This is a genomic window from Noviherbaspirillum sp., from assembly GCF_035254865.1.
Classification (GTDB): domain Bacteria; phylum Pseudomonadota; class Gammaproteobacteria; order Burkholderiales; family Burkholderiaceae_D; genus Noviherbaspirillum.
On the sequence record NZ_DATFAF010000043.1, the window covers coordinates 94357 to 112445 of the forward strand.

General features: G+C 56.5%; 12 protein-coding genes and 1 tRNA gene. 4 read left to right on the forward strand and 9 right to left on the reverse strand.

Features of this window, described 5'->3' with window-relative positions; all coding sequences use genetic code 11:
- Positions 1 to 230 precede the first annotated feature (230 nt).
- From lon to VJ651_RS11620, 7 genes are all read right to left on the reverse strand, one after another.
- Positions 231 to 2651, reverse strand: coding sequence for an endopeptidase La (gene lon, locus VJ651_RS11590; protein WP_324107606.1), 2421 nt, complete (start codon positions 2649 to 2651; stop codon positions 231 to 233).
- 280 nt (positions 2652 to 2931) lie between these two features.
- A complete protein-coding gene (clpX, locus tag VJ651_RS11595) occupies positions 2932 to 4200 on the reverse strand; it encodes an ATP-dependent Clp protease ATP-binding subunit ClpX (protein ID WP_136419498.1) in 1269 nt (422 codons plus the stop codon).
- Positions 4201 to 4360: 160 nt separating this feature from the next.
- Positions 4361 to 4987 carry an ATP-dependent Clp endopeptidase proteolytic subunit ClpP gene (gene clpP, locus VJ651_RS11600; RefSeq protein WP_136419499.1) on the reverse strand — a complete coding sequence of 209 codons (627 nt, stop codon included), beginning with the start codon at positions 4985 to 4987 and terminating at the stop codon, positions 4361 to 4363.
- Positions 4988 to 5027: 40 nt separating this feature from the next.
- The gene (tig, locus tag VJ651_RS11605) at positions 5028 to 6377 is read right to left on the reverse strand and encodes a trigger factor (RefSeq protein WP_136419500.1); all 1350 of its coding nucleotides are present in this window, start codon (positions 6375 to 6377) and stop codon (positions 5028 to 5030) included.
- A gap of 29 nt (positions 6378 to 6406) precedes the next feature.
- A tRNA-Leu gene (locus VJ651_RS11610) sits at positions 6407 to 6493 on the reverse strand.
- Between the two features lie 190 nt (positions 6494 to 6683).
- Positions 6684 to 9788, reverse strand: a complete 3105-nt coding sequence (locus VJ651_RS11615) for an efflux RND transporter permease subunit (protein WP_324107607.1) — start codon at positions 9786 to 9788, stop codon at positions 6684 to 6686.
- Entirely contained in the window at positions 9785 to 10837 is a 1053-nt protein-coding gene (locus VJ651_RS11620; protein WP_324107608.1) for an efflux RND transporter periplasmic adaptor subunit, read from the reverse strand. The genes VJ651_RS11615 and VJ651_RS11620 overlap by 4 nt, the downstream gene beginning before the upstream one ends.
- A gap of 287 nt (positions 10838 to 11124) precedes the next feature.
- Here VJ651_RS11620 and hpnC point away from each other — a divergent pair, with 287 nt between their 5' ends.
- From hpnC to hpnE, 3 genes are read left to right on the forward strand one after another with little or no spacing between them, the layout of a single operon-like run.
- Entirely contained in the window at positions 11125 to 11967 is an 843-nt protein-coding gene (hpnC, locus tag VJ651_RS11625) for a squalene synthase HpnC (protein WP_324107609.1), read from the forward strand.
- 36 nt (positions 11968 to 12003) lie between these two features.
- Positions 12004 to 12837: a presqualene diphosphate synthase HpnD gene (gene hpnD / locus VJ651_RS11630; RefSeq protein ID WP_324107610.1), complete on the forward strand. Its 834-nt coding sequence runs from the start codon at positions 12004 to 12006 to the stop codon at positions 12835 to 12837.
- Positions 12838 to 12864: 27 nt separating this feature from the next.
- Positions 12865 to 14178, forward strand: coding sequence for a hydroxysqualene dehydroxylase HpnE (hpnE, locus tag VJ651_RS11635; RefSeq protein WP_324107611.1), 1314 nt, complete (start codon positions 12865 to 12867; stop codon positions 14176 to 14178).
- 3 nt (positions 14179 to 14181) lie between these two features.
- Here the strand turns inward: hpnE and radA are convergent, their stop codons facing one another.
- Both radA and alr read right to left on the reverse strand, forming a co-directional pair.
- A complete protein-coding gene (gene radA / locus VJ651_RS11640; RefSeq protein ID WP_136419549.1) occupies positions 14182 to 15552 on the reverse strand; it encodes a DNA repair protein RadA in 1371 nt (456 codons plus the stop codon).
- 13 nt (positions 15553 to 15565) lie between these two features.
- Positions 15566 to 16642, reverse strand: a complete 1077-nt coding sequence (gene alr / locus VJ651_RS11645; protein ID WP_324107612.1) for an alanine racemase — start codon at positions 16640 to 16642, stop codon at positions 15566 to 15568.
- Positions 16643 to 16799: 157 nt separating this feature from the next.
- Between alr and lplT the strand changes: the two genes are divergently transcribed.
- Entirely contained in the window at positions 16800 to 18062 is a 1263-nt protein-coding gene (lplT, locus tag VJ651_RS11650) for a lysophospholipid transporter LplT (RefSeq protein ID WP_324107651.1), read from the forward strand.
- The last annotated feature ends 27 nt before the right edge of the window (positions 18063 to 18089 follow it).

Here is an 18089-nt window from a genome sequence, read left to right on the forward strand (position 1 = left end):
GAAGCTTGCTTATTGCTCTTCTTGGTAGCACAAGCGACACAAAATGCAGAGAAGAAATTTTCTGCAGCCCGTATTAAACAAGTCGCAAAGCCTTGTGTCAAGCGGTTTCCCAGCCGGTCGGCTATTCGCAATCAACTTTTACAAATTAAATCCTGCATATATTTTCATGTCTCGACGGAAATAAAAAAAGCGCTCCGAAGAGCGCTTTTCCATCCTGCGATTTGCTGCGTTTAATGTTTCACGACATTGGGATCGGCCTGCCCCGTTGCCTGTGCAACCGCCGTATCAACCGGCGTATCAACATCCGTCAGTGCAACCGGATGACGTTCCAGAGCCACTTCCAATACCTTGTCGATCCAACGAACCGGCACGATCTCAAGCTTGTTCTTCACGTTGTCAGGAATATCCGCAAGATCTTTCACATTCTGTTCAGGAATCAGCACTGTCTTGATACCACCGCGATGCGCTGCCAACAGCTTTTCCTTCAAGCCGCCAATCGGTAACACTTCGCCTCGCAACGTGATTTCACCGGTCATCGCAACGTCGGCCCGAACGGGAATCCCGGTCAACACCGAAACCAGCGCCGTCGTCATGGCAATGCCTGCGGACGGACCATCCTTCGGCGTCGCACCTTCCGGCACGTGAATATGTATATCGCTCTTTCCGAACAACTCGCTCTTGATGCCGAGACGCTTTGCACGACTGCGCACCACGGTGCGTGCCGCCTCAATCGACTCTTTCATCACGTCGCCGAGCGTACCGGTGCGGATGATGTCACCCTTGCCAGGCATCGTCATCGCCTCGATCGTCAGCAAGTCGCCGCCGACCTCGGTCCACGCCAATCCGACTACCTGTCCGACCTGGTTTTCTTTCTCTGCCATGCCGAAATCGTAGCGACGAACGCCAAGGAACTTGTCCAAGTTCTTCGCGGTGACAGTTATCTTGCGCTCCTTGTCCTGCTTCTTCAGCAGCAGCATCTTCACGACTTTGCGGCAGATCTTGGAGATTTCGCGCTCAAGGGAGCGGACACCGGCCTCGCGTGTGTAGTAGCGAATGATGTCGCGAATCGCAGACTCTGACACCGTGATTTCGTCGTCTTTCAATCCATTGTTGGTGATCTGCTTCGGTAGCAGATAACGCTGAGCAATGTTGGTTTTCTCGTCTTCGGTATAGCCTGAGAGACGAATAACCTCCATGCGATCCAGCAGTGCCGGCGGAATGTTATACGAGTTCGAAGTGGCGACAAACATTACGTCGGACAAGTCGAAATCGACTTCAACGTAATGATCCGAGAACGTATGGTTCTGTTCCGGATCGAGCACTTCAAGCAGTGCGGACGCCGGATCGCCGCGAAAATCCTGGCCGAGCTTGTCCACTTCGTCGAGCAGGAAGAGCGGATTGCGCACGCCGGTCTTCGCAAGGCTCTGCAAAATCTTTCCGGGCATTGAACCGATATAGGTCCGGCGATGACCGCGGATTTCCGCTTCGTCGCGCACGCCGCCGAGCGCCATGCGCACGAACTTGCGATTGGTCGCGCGTGCAATCGATTGACCAAGCGAGGTCTTGCCGACACCCGGAGGTCCAACGAGGCAAAGAATGGGCGCCTTCACCTTGTCGACGCGCTGTTGCACGGCGAGATATTCCAGAATGCGTTCCTTCACCTTCTCGAGGCCGTAATGATCGCCTTCGAGCACTTTCTCCGCATTCGTCAGATCGTTATTGATCTTGGATTTCTTCCTCCAAGGCAGACCCAAGAGCGTGTCGATATAGTTGCGCACGACCGTTGCTTCAGCAGACATCGGTGACATCAGCTTGAGCTTTTTCAATTCGGACTGAGCCTTTTCGCGTGCCTCCTTCGGCATGCGGGCGGCAACGATCTTCTTCTCGAGTTCCTCGAGGTCCGCGCCCTCTTCGCCTTCGCCAAGTTCTTTCTGAATGGCTTTGACTTGTTCGTTCAAATAATACTCGCGCTGCGACTTCTCCATCTGGCGCTTGACGCGGCCGCGAATGCGCTTCTCCACCTGAAGGATATCGAGCTCGGCCTCGAGTTGCCCGAGCAAGTGCTCGTGGCGCTTCGCGACGTTGAAGATTTCAAGAATGATCTGTTTTTGCTCAAGCTTCAGCGGGAGGTGCGCTGCTATGGTGTCTGCTAGGCGGCCTGCGTCATCGATCCCTGCTAACGACGTAAGAATTTCCGGCGGAATTTTCTTGTTCAGTTTGACGTATTGATCGAATTGCTGAACGATCGCGCGGCGCATTGCTTCCACTTCCGATTCATCGCCCGGCTCGGATTCGATCGGGGTCAGTTCCGCAATGAAGTGCGTTTCCAGTTCACTGATGTGATGAATGCGTGCGCGTTGTGCGCCTTCCACCAGGACTTTGACGGTGCCGTCCGGCAGCTTCAACATCTGGAGGATATTGGCGACACAGCCGATTTCATAAATGTCGTCGGCCGATGGTTCGTCCTTGGCTGCTGCTTTCTGGGCGGCGAGCATGATGCTCTTGCCTTGTTCCATCGCAGCTTCGAGAGCCTTGATCGACTTGGGGCGGCCAACGAAAAGCGGGATCACCATATGCGGGAAGACAACAACGTCCCGCAACGGCAATAGCGGCAGTTGGGTGTGGTCAGTTAGTGTTGTAGAAGTCGTCATGGCGAACCTTATTTAAGAGCTTGTTAATGATGTAGGCACGGCAGCCTAAAACTCAAGTCCAAGCAGCAACAAAAATCACTCCCCTTCAAAATATGTAATAAAAAAAGCCACACACGAAGTCGCCCTCGGGTGGCTTTGCGATGGTTACCTGAAGTGATTCCCGTATTTCAAATTGTACTGCTTCTAGGAAAAGAGCGGACTCAGCAGGACAGCCATCAGACGCAGTTGCCGGCCTGCGGCGGTATCGCTTTCGCATCGTCCGCATCTTGAGTACAGTTATTTACTTTGCTCCGGATACCTTTGGCTGCTCGTGATAAATCAACAAGGGCTTCGCTCCATTAAGGATGGTATTTTCATCAATTACCACCTTTGCGACATTTTGCTGGTTCGGCAATTCAAACATCACCTCCAGCAAAGCATGTTCAAGAATAGAGCGCAACCCACGTGCACCAGTCTTGCGTTCAAGCGCTTTTTTCGCAATTGCATGCAATGCTGCTGGCCGAACTTCCAATTCCGCCCCTTCCATCTGCAGCAACTTGGCATACTGCTTAATGAGAGCATTCTTGGGTTCAAGCAATATTTGGATTAGTGCTTCTTCGTTTAGTTCACTGAGCGTGGCAACAACCGGCAGGCGGCCGACAAGCTCCGGAATCAAACCGAACTTGATCAAATCTTCTGGCTCCGCATCCAACAGCATTTCACTTGCATTGCGTTCCTGCTGGCTCTTGACGCTCGCTGAAAAACCGATCCCGCTCTTCTCCGAACGATTGGAAATGATCTTGGCGAGCCCGTCAAAAGCACCGCCGCAGATGAACATGATATTGGTGGTGTCTATCTGCACGAAATCCTGGTTGGGGTGCTTGCGCCCCCCTTGTGGAGGAACCGAAGCCATCGTGCCCTCGATCAGCTTCAGCAGCGCCTGCTGCACGCCTTCGCCGGAGACGTCACGTGTGATGGATGGGTTATCCGACTTGCGCGAAATCTTGTCGATCTCGTCAATATAGACGATACCCTTTTGCGCCTTCTCGACTTCGTAGTTGCAGTTCTGCAAAAGTTTCTGAATGATGTTCTCGACGTCTTCCCCCACATAACCCGCTTCGGTCAAGGTGGTGGCGTCTGCGATGACGAACGGCACATTAAGCATGCGCGCCAAGGTTTGCGCAAGCAAGGTCTTGCCGGAACCGGTCGGCCCAATCAGCAAAATATTGCTCTTGGCCAATTCAACATCATCCTTCTTGCCGAGATGTTTCAGACGCTTGTAGTGGTTGTAAACGGCCACCGACAGGATGCGTTTTGCAGTTTCCTGGCCAATGACATACTGTCCGAGCAGCTCGAAGATTTCCTGCGGCGTAGGCAGATCCGACTTGGGGCCGGCGACAGACTCGATACTGGACGCTTCATCACGAATGATGTCATTGCAGAGATCGATGCATTCGTCGCAAATGAATACGGACGGGCCCGCGATGAGCTTCTTTACCTCGTGTTGGCTCTTACCGCAGAAGGAGCAGTAAAGCAATTTTTCGCCGCTGGAGGATTTTTTGTCAGACATAGAGCAATGTGTGGATGGAGATTGATCCGATATTACCTGCGAATTCCGAATTCGTCACGACGACGCTCAAGAAATTGAGCAAACTGACAAAAATTCGTCACCATAAAACAAAACGCCCGAACGAGCCTGCGTCCGGGCGTTTTCCGATTGGATAACCGTCTCAGACGCGGGTGGTCAGCACCTTGTCAATCATGCCATACTCAGCCGCTTCCGCAGCAGACATGAAATTATCTCTGTCTGTATCCTTGCTGATTTGTTCCACGGTTTTACCGGTTTTTTCAGCAAGAATGTGGTTCAGCCGGTCTCGCAGATAAAGAATCTCGCGCGCCTGGATTTCGATATCCGTTGCCTGGCCTTGCGCACCGCCCAAAGGCTGATGAATCATGATACGCGAATTCGGCAAAGAGAAACGCTTGCCCTTCGCGCCTGCGGCCAGCAAGAACGCGCCCATCGAAGCGGCGAGTCCAGTGCACAGGGTCGAGACGTCCGGCTTGATGAACTGCATGGTGTCATAGATTGCCATGCCTGCAGACACCGAACCGCCCGGCGAGTTGATATAGAGCGAAATATCCTTGTCCGGATTTTCGCTTTCCAGGAACAGCATCTGCGCAACGATCAGATTCGCGGTCTGGTCGGTGACCGGGCCGACCAGAAAAATAACGCGTTCCTTCAACAGGCGCGAGTAGATATCGTACGCGCGCTCGCCGCGGCCGCTCTGTTCAATCACTATCGGCACCATACCGAGCATTTCGGTATCAAGCGCTGAATTTTTCATCATGCGTGACATGTGCTTTCCTCATGGAGTGCGCACCGGCCGATCAAGCTGATCAGGCCTGCGCGTTGTTGCCCATCAATTCGTCGAATGCGACCGGCTTTTCAGCTACCTTTGCCTTGCCCAGCACGTAGTTAACGACGTTTTCTTCCAAAACAAGGGCTTCCACTTCCGCCAGGCGACGACGGTCGCTGTAGTAGAACTTGAGCACTTGCTGCGGATCTTCGTAGCTCTGCGCGAATTCTTCGACCTGACTCTTCACCTGCTCGGGCGTTGCATCCAGCTTGTTGGCCTTGACGACTTCAGCGAGGATCAAGCCGAGGCGAACGCGACGTTCGGCCTGTGCCGTGAACAGCTCCGGCGGGAACGGCATGTCGTTGACCTTCATACCGCGTTGCGCCATGTCCTGGCGAGCCATTTCAATCAAGCGTTCGACATCCTGGTCGACCAGCGCCTTCGGCACGTCCAGTTCCGAAGCCTTGATCAAGGCGTTCATCACGCTGTCCTTGGTCTTCGACTTGACGCGGCCGTTCACTTCGCGTTCCAGGTTGACCTTGATATCTTCGCGCATCTTTTGCAGATCGCCATCTGCAATTCCCAGCGACTTGGCGAATTCTGCGTCCACCTCCGGCAGATGCGCCCATTCGATCTTCTTCATGGTGATCGTGAACTCGGCGGTTTTGCCAGCCACATCTTTGCCATGGTAATCAGCGGGGAAATTGAGCGGGAAAGTCTTCGACTCGCCAACCTTCAAACCGATTGCAGCGTTTTCGAACTCCGACAGCATGCGGCCTTCGCCGAGAACGAACGGATAGTCTTCCGCCTTGCCGCCCTGGAATTCGACACCGTCGATCTTGCCGACGAAGTCGACCGTGACGCGGTCGCCGTTCTGTGCCGTTTGATCGGCACCGCCATCGCCATGCGCACCCTGCTCGCCTTTGACGTGGTAGTGCACACGCTGTTTGCGCAGGATGTCGATGGTCTTGTCGATTTCGGCGTCGGTAACCTGACTTGTGACCTTCTCAACCTCAACCTGGGACAGATCGCCGATCTTCACTTCCGGGTAGACCTCGAAGGTCGCATCGAAGGCGACAACGCCTTCGGGAGCTCCGTCGCCGGACTTCGGCTCGATCTTCGGGTAACCGGCTACCTTGAGATTGTTTTCGCTGGCTGCCTCGTTGAACGCGCGTCCTACCTTGTCATTCAGCACTTCGGTCTCGACCTGGTAACCATACTGCTGGGCGACCATCTTCATCGGGACCTTGCCCGGGCGGAAACCCGGAGCCTTTGCGCTACGGGCGCGAATCTTCAAGCGCTTTTCAACTTCTGCCTGTACATCCGCCAGCGGCACGGTAATGGTGATGCGGCGCTCGAGTTTGTCCAAAGTTTCGACTGCAGTTGCCATGTGAATCGTCCAAAAAATTAACTATTTTGTGGTGCGAGGAGGGGGACTCGAACCCCCACACCATTGCTGGCGTCAGGACCTAAACCTGGTGCGTCTACCAATTTCGCCATCCTCGCCGGGATTTGTATTGATTATGCACAAAAGCAAAGGGCGACCATGAAGTGAAAATTTGGTCGCCCCACAAAGCTCTTGTTAGTAGCTCTTCAACTTCAACCCGGCATTTTACTGCATTTTTTCCCTTGCCTGTCCCGATTTTTGATGGCTCGGGAGGACTTGAAATGCGGCCGGACCGTTTGCGAACATCTCTTAAGGAATGATCGCGACCTCGGGCTCCGGTTTCTTCACTCTGAACCATGCTGCATAGAGAGCGGGCAGGAACAGCAGCGTCAATGCCGTTGCGATGATCAAACCGCCCATGATTGCCACGGCCATCGGCCCCCAGAACACTGAGCGCGACAACGGGATCATCGCCAGCACCGCTGCAGCCGCCGTCAGGATGATCGGACGGAAGCGCCGCACCACGGCTTCGACAATGGCGTTCCAGGGCGCGGCGCCTTGCGCAATATCCGATTCGATCTGGTCGATCAGGATCACCGAATTGCGGATAATCATGCCGAACAAGGCGATCACACCAAGCTGCGCAACAAATCCGAAGGGCCTGTGCAGGATGAGCAATGCCATGGCTGCGCCCGCGACTCCCAACGGTCCGGTCAGGAATACCAGCAAGGATCGCGAGAAGCTGTGCAACTGCAGCATCAACAGCGTGAAGATGATGAAGATTACCAGTGGCACATTGGCGGCAATGGACTCCTGCGCTTTCCCGCTATCGGCGGCAGCCCCCGCAAGTTCGATGCGATAACCAGCCGGAAGCTGTGCCCGCAATGCGTCCAGCTTGGGATTGAGCTGGCTCGACACAGTCGGCCCCTGGACGCCGTCGACGACATCCGACTGCACCGTGATCGCCCATTCGCGCCCTTCGCGCCAGATCACACCCGGCTCCCATACGAAATGCGGGCGCGCCACCTGCAATAGCGGCACGGCTCTTCCGCTCGCCGTCTGAATGTTGGCTTCATTCAGAGCCGAAATCGTCGAGCGCTCTTCGACCGGCTGGCGAGCCACGATGTCGATCAGCTTGTTGCTGTCGCGATATTGGCCAATAGCCGTTCCGGTCAGGATGGTATTTGCTGTACGCATCACGGTTTGCGAACTGATACCGAGCGCGCGCAACTTGTCCTGGTCGAGGTCAAGCCGCAAGACTTTGACCGATTCGTTCCAGTTGTCATTGACCCCAACCGCGTTCGGATTGGCGCGCATGATTTCCTTCACCTGGTCGGCAATCGCGCGGACCTTGGGGACATCCAGACCACTGACGCGAAATTGCACTGGATATGGAACAGGCGGCCCGTTCGGCAACAACTTCACGCGGCCACGCACTCCGGGAAAATCATTCTTGAATGCGTCGATGATCTTTAGACGCAAGGCTTCCCGCGCCTTCAGATCCTTGGGCAGAACCACCAGTTGCGTTACATTACTCTGCGGGAAAATCTGGTCCAGCGGAAGATAAAAGCGAGGGCTGCCGGTGCCGACATAAGCGGTAATGCTTTCGACGCCTTCTTGCTTGCGGATGAAACTTTCGAATTTCTTCGTTTGCGCTTCCGTTGCCGCAAAAGCAGTCCCTTCCGGCATCCAGAGTTCGACCATCAGTTCAGGCCGGCTCGAATCCGGGAAGAATTGCTGCTCGATGAAGCGAAAGCCGAATACACCGAGCACAAAGACACCGAGCGTCAGCAGGATGGTGGTCTTGCGCCACTCCACGCACCAGTTCACGAGGCCACGGAAGCGCTTGTAGAACGGGCCATCGAACAGTTCATGGTGACCGTCCGCATTCGTCGCTGGCTTCACCTTGAGCAACATATAACCGATGTAAGGTGTAAACAGCACGGCGACCACCCAGGAGATGAGCAGCGCGAGCGCATTGACCGAGAACATCGAGAATGTGTATTCGCCAGCCGCGGATTTTGCCAAGCCGATCGGAAGAAAACCGGCGGCGGTAATCAGCGTCCCTGTCAGCATCGGCATGGCGGTCGAGGTATAGGCGAAGGTCGCGGCGTCGAAGCGCGAGTAACCCTCTTCCAGTTTGCGCACCATCATTTCGACTGCGATGATGGCATCGTCAACCAGCAGGCCGAGTGCAATGATCAGCGCACCGAGAGAAATCTTGTGCAAGTCAATGCTGAAAATCCGCATGAAAAGGAAGGTAACCGCCAGCACCATCGGAATGGTCAGGGCCACTACCAGCCCCGGCCAGATATCGAGACGGAATGGCTTCGTGTGCAGACCGAGGGACAGGAAACTGACCCCGAGGACGATCAACACGGCTTCGGTCAGCGTACGCAAGAACTCATTCACCGAGGAAGACACAGCTTTCGGCTGATTCGAGACATGCTCCAGCTCGATGCCGACTGGCAGCTTATTCTTGATGTCGCTGACGGTCTTTTCCAGATTGTGCCCGAGCTGGATGATGTCGCCACCCTTCTCCATCGAGATGCCCAGACCGATGACTTCCTTGCCGTTGAAGCGCATCTTGTCTTGCGGCGGATCCTTGTATTCCCGCTTGATGGTCGCAAAGTCACCGAGCCGGAAGGTGGTCCCGCCAGCGCGCAACTCAAGGTCTTCCAGATCCTTGACGCTTTTCATGGCGCCCGTCACACGCACCTGGAGATTATCCGTCGGAGTCACCAGGACACCGGTCGATTCGACGGTATTCTGGGCGTTCAGTTGAGCGACGATCGCATCGAACGGAATGCCGAGCTGAGCAAATTTCTTGTGCGAGAACTCGATGTTGAGCTTCTCATCCTGCACGCCGAACATTTCGACCTTGGCGACGGACGGGACTTTCAACAATTGCTGTCGCACGAAATCGGCGTAGTCCTTCACTTCGGCGTAACTGAAGCCATCGCCAGAGATCGCAAAAATGGAACCGTAGGTATCGCCAAATTCATCATTGAAAAACGGGCCGACCACGCCGCCAGGCAAAGTCGGGCGGATATCGCCGATCTTCTTTCGCACCTGGTACCAGGCCGAGGGCACATCCTTGGGCGGTGTTGACTCGCGCAGTTGCAGGATGATGACGGTTTCGCCCGGCTTCGAATAGCTGCGGATCTTGTCGATGTAAGGCGTTTCCTGCAGCTTCTTTTCCAGCTTGTCGGTCACCTGCTCGGCCATCTGCAGCGCGGTGGCGCCGGGCCAGACGGCGCGCACAACCATCGCGCGGAAAGTAAACGGCGGGTCTTCGTCCTGGCCAAGGCGGGTATAGCTCAGGATGCCGCCGATCAGGAGGGCAACGATGAGGTAACGCGTCAGTGGAATGTGCTCGAGCGCCCAGCGGGAGAGGTTAAAACCGCCCTTCATTTGGCGACTCCGTCAGCGATGCCGGAGTTTGCGGTTTGGGTGCTGGTGCTTGTGATCGCGACGGCGCTATCCGGCTTGGCAATCGCTTCATCGCCAAGGATTTTGACCTTTTGGCCGGGCTTGAGGAGATTCACGCCGGCAGTCACGATCGTCTGGCCAGGCGCGATGCCGCCGGCGACCAGGATGTCGTTGCCGGAAGTGCCGCCGACCTGAATCGGAACGAGCTTGACGCTGCCGTTTTCCACTACCCAGACTGCTGTTGAGGATTTGTCCTGAAACAGCGCCGTCAAGGGCAGCTTGATCATTTCATTTGCCGTCTTTCCCGCGAAGGCGACGTAGGCCGTCATGCCGAGCTTGATGCCGTCAGGTGCATTCGGGATCGATATTTTTGCCGTGTACGTACGTGTTGCAGGATCGGCAACCGGCGACAATTCGCGCAATTTCCCGGGGATGATCTGCGTGGGGTTCGCCCAGGTGCGCACTCGAACGTCGGAAACACGGCGCAATGCATCCACCTTGTCTTCCGGGATGCCGATCACGATTTCCTTGTCGCCCGTCTTTGCTACGCGGACCACCGGGCTGCCTGCGGCGACTACCTGGCCGACTTCTGCATCGACGCCGGTGACGACACCGTCCACGTCAGAAACCAGAGTGGTATAGCCGGCCTGATTGGACTGGTTGCGGTAGCCCGCCTGCGCTTGTTCAAAGCTTGCTTGAGCGGCCTTGTACGCCGTTTCCTTGGCGTCAAGCACTGCCTGGCTGACGAAATTCTTGGCTCGCAGTTCCTGATAACGCTTCAGCTCGGCCCTGGCAAGATCGCGATTGCTTTCTGCCGCCCTCAGGCCCGCGTTGGCCTGGGCTTGCGCGAGCTGCAAGTCTTGCGGATCGAGTTGCATCAATACCTGCCCGCGCTTGACGGTTGATCCGACATCGACTTTGCGCGAAACGATCTTTCCGCCGACCCGGAAACCCAGGCGCGACTCAACCCGTGCACGAACGTCGCCGGAGAACTCGGCAATGACGTCGACATTGTCGGCGGACAACTGCATCGCGCGGACCGGACGAATTTCCTCTACCTTTTCAACCGGCTTCGAGCATCCCGCTAGGAGAAGACCCGAGAGGACGAAAGCCGCAACAGGGCTTGGCCGCGGGCGGCCTTGCGACGGTTCAGTTTGATTTATCAGAGCGGCCACGTTCTTTTCCTTTACTATTCGGGCTGCATGCTGGCCCGGAAAACGTTATTCAATGTGCACGGATATTAATGACTGACTGGTTAGTAATTATAAGCACGAGACTCTTACTTTGCATATGACTTTTTAGTCAGTTACCCCTAAAAATGTCAATTGACCATTACGAAAACTTCCCAGTTGCCTCGCTTTTGATGCCGGCCCGCCTGCGTCCCGCGGTCGAAACAATCTATGCTTTTGCGCGCAGTGCCGATGATCTTGCTGATGAAGGAGATGCGGCGCCCGACACGCGGCTTGCGGCGCTGACACGTTATGAACTGGCGCTGGACGCGATTGAGCGCGGGACTCCGCCTGACATTCCACTGTTTCAGCGCCTTGCCAAAATCATATTGGATTTCGGCCTACCGATTCAGCCGTTTCGCGATTTGCTGTCGGCGTTCAAGCAAGATGTCGTCACCACGCGCTATGCCAATTTCGGATCCCTGATCGACTATTGCCGGCGTTCGGCCAACCCGGTTGGGTATTTGATGCTGCACTTGTACGGTGCTGCGAATCCGGCAAACATGCGCGACTCGGACGCGATTTGCAGCGCTTTGCAATTGATTAACTTTTGGCAGGATGTTGCCGTTGACTGGGCCAAGAAGCGCATCTATCTACCCCAACAGGATTGTGAGCGCTTCTGCGTTTCCGAAACGCATCTGGCGGCTGGCAATGTTGACGACTGCTGGCGCAATCTGTTGCGACATGAGGTGGATCGCGCACGCGCCATGATGCTCTCGGGCGCCCCGCTTGCCCTGAGGCTGCCGGGACGCATTGGCTGGGAATTGCGGTTGGTGATTCAAGGTGGATTGCGCATTCTCGAGCGCATCGAAGCCGTCGACTACGACGTCTTCCGCCATCGCCCGCAATTGAGCGCTGGGGATTGGCTTCGCATGGCATGGCGGGCAGCCGGAATGAAATTCAGTTTGGCGCAGACCGCCCGCGTCGGCTAGCATAGCGGGTTTCGATCAGCATCCAAGCAAGGCCACATGTCGCCCGACGAATATTGCCAACAAAAAGCCGTGCAAAGCGGCTCCAGCTTTTATTACAGCTTCCTGTTTCTGCCGGTTGAACGCCGTCGTGCGATCACGGCGCTGTACGCATTTTGTCGGGAAGTCGACGATACCGTCGACGAATGCAACGACGTCACGATTGCCCGCAACAAGTTGATGTGGTGGCGCAAGGAGGTCCAGGACATGCTGGGCGGGACGCCGTCGCATCCGGTCACGAAGGCCCTGCAACCGCATATGGCCAGTTATGCGTTGGATGGAAAGCACTTGCAAGCGATTATCGACGGCATGGAAATGGATCTCGATCAGACCCGCTATCTGGATTTCGCAGGATTGAAACGGTATTGCTGGCACGCGGCAAGTGTCGTCGGAATCATGTCGTCGCGGATCTTTGGTGTAACGCAGCAGGAAACCTTGCAGTATGCGGAAAAACTGGGCCTCGCTTTCCAGCTCACCAATATCATCCGTGATGTCGGTGAAGACGCGCGCAAGGGACGGATCTATCTGCCCGTCAATGAACTGCAACAGTTCAATGTGACCGCCGCGGATATCCTGAATGCGCGTCACAATGAAAATTTTGAGAACTTGATGCGCTTTCAGGCCGAGCGCGCGCAAACGACTTATGAAGAAGCCTTTGCACTGCTTCCGAACGCTGATCGTCGTTCGCAACGACCGGGGCTGATGATGGCTGCGATCTACCGTGCACTGCTGGATGAAATTCAGCGCGACGGTTTCCACGTATTGAACCAGAAGATTTCCCTCACGCCGATCCGCAAGCTTTGGCTGGCATGGAAAACCTATGTGCGCGGATAAGTTCGGCACAACGGTCACGTATTCGTCATGCGTCGCATTGCGGTCGTAGGCAGCGGCTGGGCGGGCTGCGCCGCAGCGGTCGAGCTCGCGCATAAAGAGTATCCGGTTACCCTGTTCGAATCGGCCCGATCGCTGGGCGGCCGGGCACGTGCCGTCGAGATCAATGGACTGACGCTCGACAACGGCCAGCATATCCTGCTTGGCGCCTATAGCGAAACCTTGCGGCTGATGCGCGTCACCGGCATGGATCCGTCTGATGCATTACTGCGCTTGCCGCTTCAGATGCGCTATCCCGCCAACAGTGGCGGAATGGACTTCATCACGCCACGCCTTCCGGCTCCCTTGCACGTACTGATCGGCCTGCTGCGGGCGCGCGGTTTGGCACGGGAAGACAAACTTGCGCTGGCGCGCTTTTCGACAACAGCGCGCTGGATGGACTGGCAATTGCATACGGATTGCAGCGTTGCCGAATTGCTGGAGCGTTTCGATCAAACCGATCGCTTGATCCGTCTGATGTGGCGTCCGCTGTGTATTGCCGCCTTGAATACACTGCCGGAACAAGCCTCGGCGCAAGTCTTTCTCAATGTGCTGCGCGACAGTCTCGGCGCGCGCCGGGCGGCGTCCGATATGCTCATCCCGCGTGCCGACCTGACTGGCGTCTTTCCGAAGCGCGCAGGCTCGTTCGTCGAACAGCACGGCGGCGAGGTGCTGTGCGGGACGACAATCACGAGAATCGAAACGGCTGAAAACGGATGGCGGCTTCATGCGACAAGCGCGTCCGGCGTGGAACAGGTGCAATTCGACGGCGTTGTGATCGCCACGCAGGCAAGTCATGCGAGCGGCCTGCTCGAAGGACTTGTCGAAACTCCGCTGCCGACATTTGAGTACGAGCCGATCAGCACCTGCTATCTGCAATACGCGCAGGATTTCAGGCTGGCACAAGCCTTCTACGCGCTGCTGGATGATGCCGCCGGCGAACAATGGGGGCAATTCGTTTTCGATCGCGGACAGCTTGATTCGAAGCACGCCGGCCTGCTGGCGGTGGTCGTGAGCGCATCGAGCGAGGCCATCGCTGCCGGACACGACGCGCTTGCAACGGCGATCGCCAGGCAGCTTGCGACAGTCTTTCAGGAGCCCGCATTGGCCCGCCCGCAATGGACGAAAGTCATCAGCGAGAAGCGCGCCACCTTTTCATGCGTGCCGGCCCTCGCCCGGCCGTCGAACCAGATTGGCCTCAAGAGATTGGTGATCGCTGGCGACTATACCGCGAGCGATTATCCGGCAACGCTGGAATCCGCAGTGCGGAGCGGCGTGCAGGCGGCGAGCTGCCTGATCGACTGAAAATCAGTCCTGCTCCCGGGCGCGATTGAGCGCTTCATCGATGCGCTCGACGCCGATGACGGTAAGGCCTTCGATCTTTTGCTTGGGTGCGTTAGCCTTCGGAATCAAGGCGATCGAGAAGCCGAGCTTGGCGGCTTCGCGCAAGCGCTCCTGCCCGCGCGGCGCCGGACGAATTTCTCCCGCAAGTCCTACTTCGCCAAAAGCGACCAGGCCGCGCGGAAGCGGCTTGTTGCGCATCGATGAATGAATGGCAAGCAAGACAGCGAGATCCGCGGCCGGTTCCGTGATTTTCACGCCGCCGACCGCATTGATGAACACATCCTGGTCGAAGGCTGCGACGGCGGCATGTCGATGCAGCACTGCAAGCAGCATGGCCAGACGATTCTGCTCCAGGCCGACCGACAAGCGACGCGCATTGGGCACGTGCGAGGTATCCACCAGCGCCTGGATTTCCACCAGCAAGGGACGCGTTCCTTCCTGCGTCACCATCACGCACGACCCGGGAACCTGGTTGTCGTGTTGCGACAAGAACAAGGCTGAAGGATTGGACACGCCCTTCAAGCCTTTTTCGGTCATTGCGAACACGCCCAGTTCATTGACCGCACCGAAACGGTTCTTGAACGCGCGCACGAGACGGAAGCTGGAGTGTGTGTCGCCTTCAAAGTACAGCACCGTATCGACAATATGTTCGAGCACACGCGGTCCGGCCAATGCGCCCTCTTTCGTCACATGGCCAACCATGATGATGGTGATGCCGGATTGCTTCGCCACGCGGGTCAGCTGAGCGGCGCATTCGCGCACCTGCGCCACCGAGCCGGGCGCGGACGTCAATGCATCGGAATAGATAGTCTGGATCGAGTCGATTACCGCAACCTGCGGTTTGTGGTCAGCCAGCGTATTGAGGATCTTCTCAAGCTGGATTTCTGCCTGCAACTGCAATTCTTTCGCATCTACGGCAAGCCGTTTTGCACGCAATGCAATCTGCGAACCGGATTCCTCGCCGCTGACATATAAGGTCTTCTTGATACGCGACATATTGGCCAATGCCTGCAGCAGCAATGTCGATTTGCCAATGCCGGGATCTCCGCCGATCAGAACCACGCCGCCGGCTACCAGTCCGCCACCAAGTACACGGTCGAACTCTTCAATACCTGTGCCAAAGCGCGGAACGTCGATTGCTTCGATATCGGCGAGGCTGAGCACCGGCGAAGTCTGCGCCAGGCCCTGATGCTGACCCGAGAAACGATTTCCGGCCGCCTCAATCACAGTCTCGACCAATGTGTTCCATTGGCCGCACGATGCACACTGCCCTGCCCATTTGCTGGAAACGCCGCCGCACTCGGTACAGGTGTAATTGGTTTTCTGTTTTGCCATGGATATTGATTCGTTATTCCTCGACCACCTGCACGCGCGGCGCCAATGCGCACATCAACTCATACCCGAGCGTGCCGGCAGCGTCCGCAACCTCATCGATCGGCAAGCCGTTCCCCCACAGGATCGCCTTGCTGCCGATTCCGGCCCCGGGAATGCCCGTCAGATCAACGGTAATCATGTCCATGGAGACACGCCCGATCAATTTGGTTCTCTGTCCTTCGACAACGATCGGCGTTCCGTTGGGCGCATGACGCGGATACCCATCCGCATAACCGCATGCCACCACACCGATTGTCATCGGTCTGTCCGCCACGAAGCGACTGCCGTAACCGACCGCTTCTCCGGCACCGACTTGCTGCACACCGATGATTTCGCTGGCAAGCGTCATTGCCGGTCGCAATCCAAAGGCTTCAGCCGTCTTGCCGCCGGGCGTGCCGCCATAAAGCATGATGCCGGGGCGCACCCAATTGCTGCGCAGATCCGGGCGTGTCAGCACCGCTGCCGAATTGGAAATGCTGCGCTCGCCGGGCAATCCCTCCGTGCCGCGCTCGAAGCGTCGGATTTGTTCGCTCAACGGGAGCCGGGCGTTGACCGCATCGTCGGCGTTCGCGAAGTGGGTCATCAAGGTGATGTGGCGAATTGCTGGAATCGCACGAAGTCTTGCATGCGCGGCGCGATATGCGTCCGGTTGAAATCCGAGGCGATTCATGCCGCTGTTCATTTTCAAATGCACATCGATCTGCGATGTCAGCGCGGCGCGCTCAAGCATGTCGATTTGATCATTGCAATGAATGGCGGTCTGCAGGTGGTATGCCGCGAGAACGGGCAGATCCGTTTCGTCGAAAAAACCTTCCAGCAGCAGGATAGGTTTTTGCCAACCCAGTTCCCGCAAGCGCACGGCGGCGTCGACCTCAATCAGCGCCAAGCCATCGGCAGCGGCAAACGCTCGCATGCCGCGCGCGAGTCCGTGCCCGTAGGCGTTGGCCTTGACGACGCCCCATACCTTGGCATTCGGCGTGCACTGTCTGGCAAGGGCGAGGTTGTGCTGCATGGCAGAAAGATGAATGGTTGCGACAAGCGGTCTGGGCATGAAAATAAAACAATCTTGAAGAGTCAACAACAATGAATCGGCGCAGTGATTCATTTTACCGGATGGGCCTTGCCCACCGTTCAGGAATTCCACTGTAGGCACCTGTTTTCATGGTATAAAGCTTGCCGGAGACATACTGGCACACCTCAACATGCGGATGAATCGCGGTTTTTTCACTATCATGGCAGCGCAGTTTTTCTCGTCGCTTGCCGATAATGCACTCCTGATCGCAGCTATCGCCCTGTTGACCACCATGAAATCGCCGGCGTGGATGACGCCGTTGCTCAAGCTGTTCTTCGTTCTGTCCTATGTCCTGCTCGCGGCCTTTGTCGGCGCCTTCGCCGACTCTCTGCCAAAAGGCCGCGTGATGTTCATTACCAATCTCATCAAGATCGGCGGCTGTGCGATGATGTTCTGTAACGTGCATCCGCTGCTCGCCTACGCCGTGGTGGGATTCGGCGCAGCAGCCTACTCTCCCGCCAAATACGGCATCCTGACCGAACTGCTGCCGCCCGAAAAACTCGTCGCAGCCAATGGCTGGATCGAGGGTTTGACAGTGGTCTCAATCATATTGGGCACCGTCATGGGCGGTGCGCTGGTCAATCCCCAGATTTCCGCGGACCTCCTGAGCATCGATTTTCCGATGGTCGACACCGGCGTCAACACGCCTGCCGAGGCCGCCTTGTCGGTCATCATGGCGGCCTATTTCGTGGCCGCCATTTTCAACCTGAGAATTCCGGATACCGGGGCCCGTTACCCGCACCAGGAGCGTAATCCGATTCGGCTGGTTGCGGATTTCGCGGGTTGTTTTATCACGTTATGGAAAGACAAGCTGGGGCAGATTTCCCTGGCGGTCACCACATTGTTCTGGGGCGCAGGCGCGACGCTGCAGTTCATCATGCTGAAATGGGCGGAGCAATCGCTTCACATGCCGCTCGACCAGGCGGCGACATTTCAAGGAATATTTGCATTGGGCATTGCAATCGGCGCGGCAGCGGCCGCACGCTTTGTGCCTTTGAAGAAATCGCTCAGCGTCATGCCGCTCGGCGTCGTCATGGGTTTTATCGTGATGGCGATGACCCTGGTACACAGCGCCTGGATGGCGTATGTCCTGCTGGTCCTGGTTGGCGGATTGTCGGGATATTTCGTGGTTCCGATGAATGCCCTGCTTCAGCACCGCGGCCATGTCCTGTTGAGCGCCGGACACTCAATCGCCGTGCAAAACTTCAACGAGAATCTGTCTGTGCTGACGATGCTCATGCTCTACGCAATGATGGTGAAGCTGAATCTGAATATCAATGTCGTCATCGTGTTGTTCGGGCTGTTCGTCGCGGGCACCATGAGCCTTGCCATGCGGCGGCATGCGGCGAACCAGCGTGAACATGATTCGCTGGCGCTGATCGGAGAGCACAAGCACTAAGATTGCAGAAATGGCAATCTAACCGCC

What these genes read in the sequence shown, in the direction of transcription:
- lon (WP_324107606.1), bottom strand. Translation starts at nt 2,651, where the DNA reads ATGACGACTTCTACAACACTAACTGACCACACCCAACTGCCGCTATTG.
- clpX (WP_136419498.1), bottom strand. Translation starts at nt 4,200, where the DNA reads ATGTCTGACAAAAAATCCTCCAGCGGCGAAAAATTGCTTTACTGCTCC.
- clpP (WP_136419499.1), bottom strand. Translation starts at nt 4,987, where the DNA reads ATGTCACGCATGATGAAAAATTCAGCGCTTGATACCGAAATGCTCGGT.
- tig (WP_136419500.1), bottom strand. Translation starts at nt 6,377, where the DNA reads ATGGCAACTGCAGTCGAAACTTTGGACAAACTCGAGCGCCGCATCACC.
- VJ651_RS11615 (WP_324107607.1), bottom strand. Translation starts at nt 9,788, where the DNA reads ATGAAGGGCGGTTTTAACCTCTCCCGCTGGGCGCTCGAGCACATTCCA.
- VJ651_RS11620 (WP_324107608.1), bottom strand. Translation starts at nt 10,837, where the DNA reads ATGCAGTTGTCCGCCGACAATGTCGACGTCATTGCCGAGTTCTCCGGC.
- hpnC (WP_324107609.1), top strand. Translation starts at nt 11,125, where the DNA reads ATGTCAATTGACCATTACGAAAACTTCCCAGTTGCCTCGCTTTTGATG.
- hpnD (WP_324107610.1), top strand. Translation starts at nt 12,004, where the DNA reads ATGTCGCCCGACGAATATTGCCAACAAAAAGCCGTGCAAAGCGGCTCC.
- hpnE (WP_324107611.1), top strand. Translation starts at nt 12,865, where the DNA reads ATGCGTCGCATTGCGGTCGTAGGCAGCGGCTGGGCGGGCTGCGCCGCA.
- radA (WP_136419549.1), bottom strand. Translation starts at nt 15,552, where the DNA reads ATGGCAAAACAGAAAACCAATTACACCTGTACCGAGTGCGGCGGCGTT.
- alr (WP_324107612.1), bottom strand. Translation starts at nt 16,642, where the DNA reads ATGCCCAGACCGCTTGTCGCAACCATTCATCTTTCTGCCATGCAGCAC.
- lplT (WP_324107651.1), top strand. Translation starts at nt 16,800, where the DNA reads ATGAATCGCGGTTTTTTCACTATCATGGCAGCGCAGTTTTTCTCGTCG.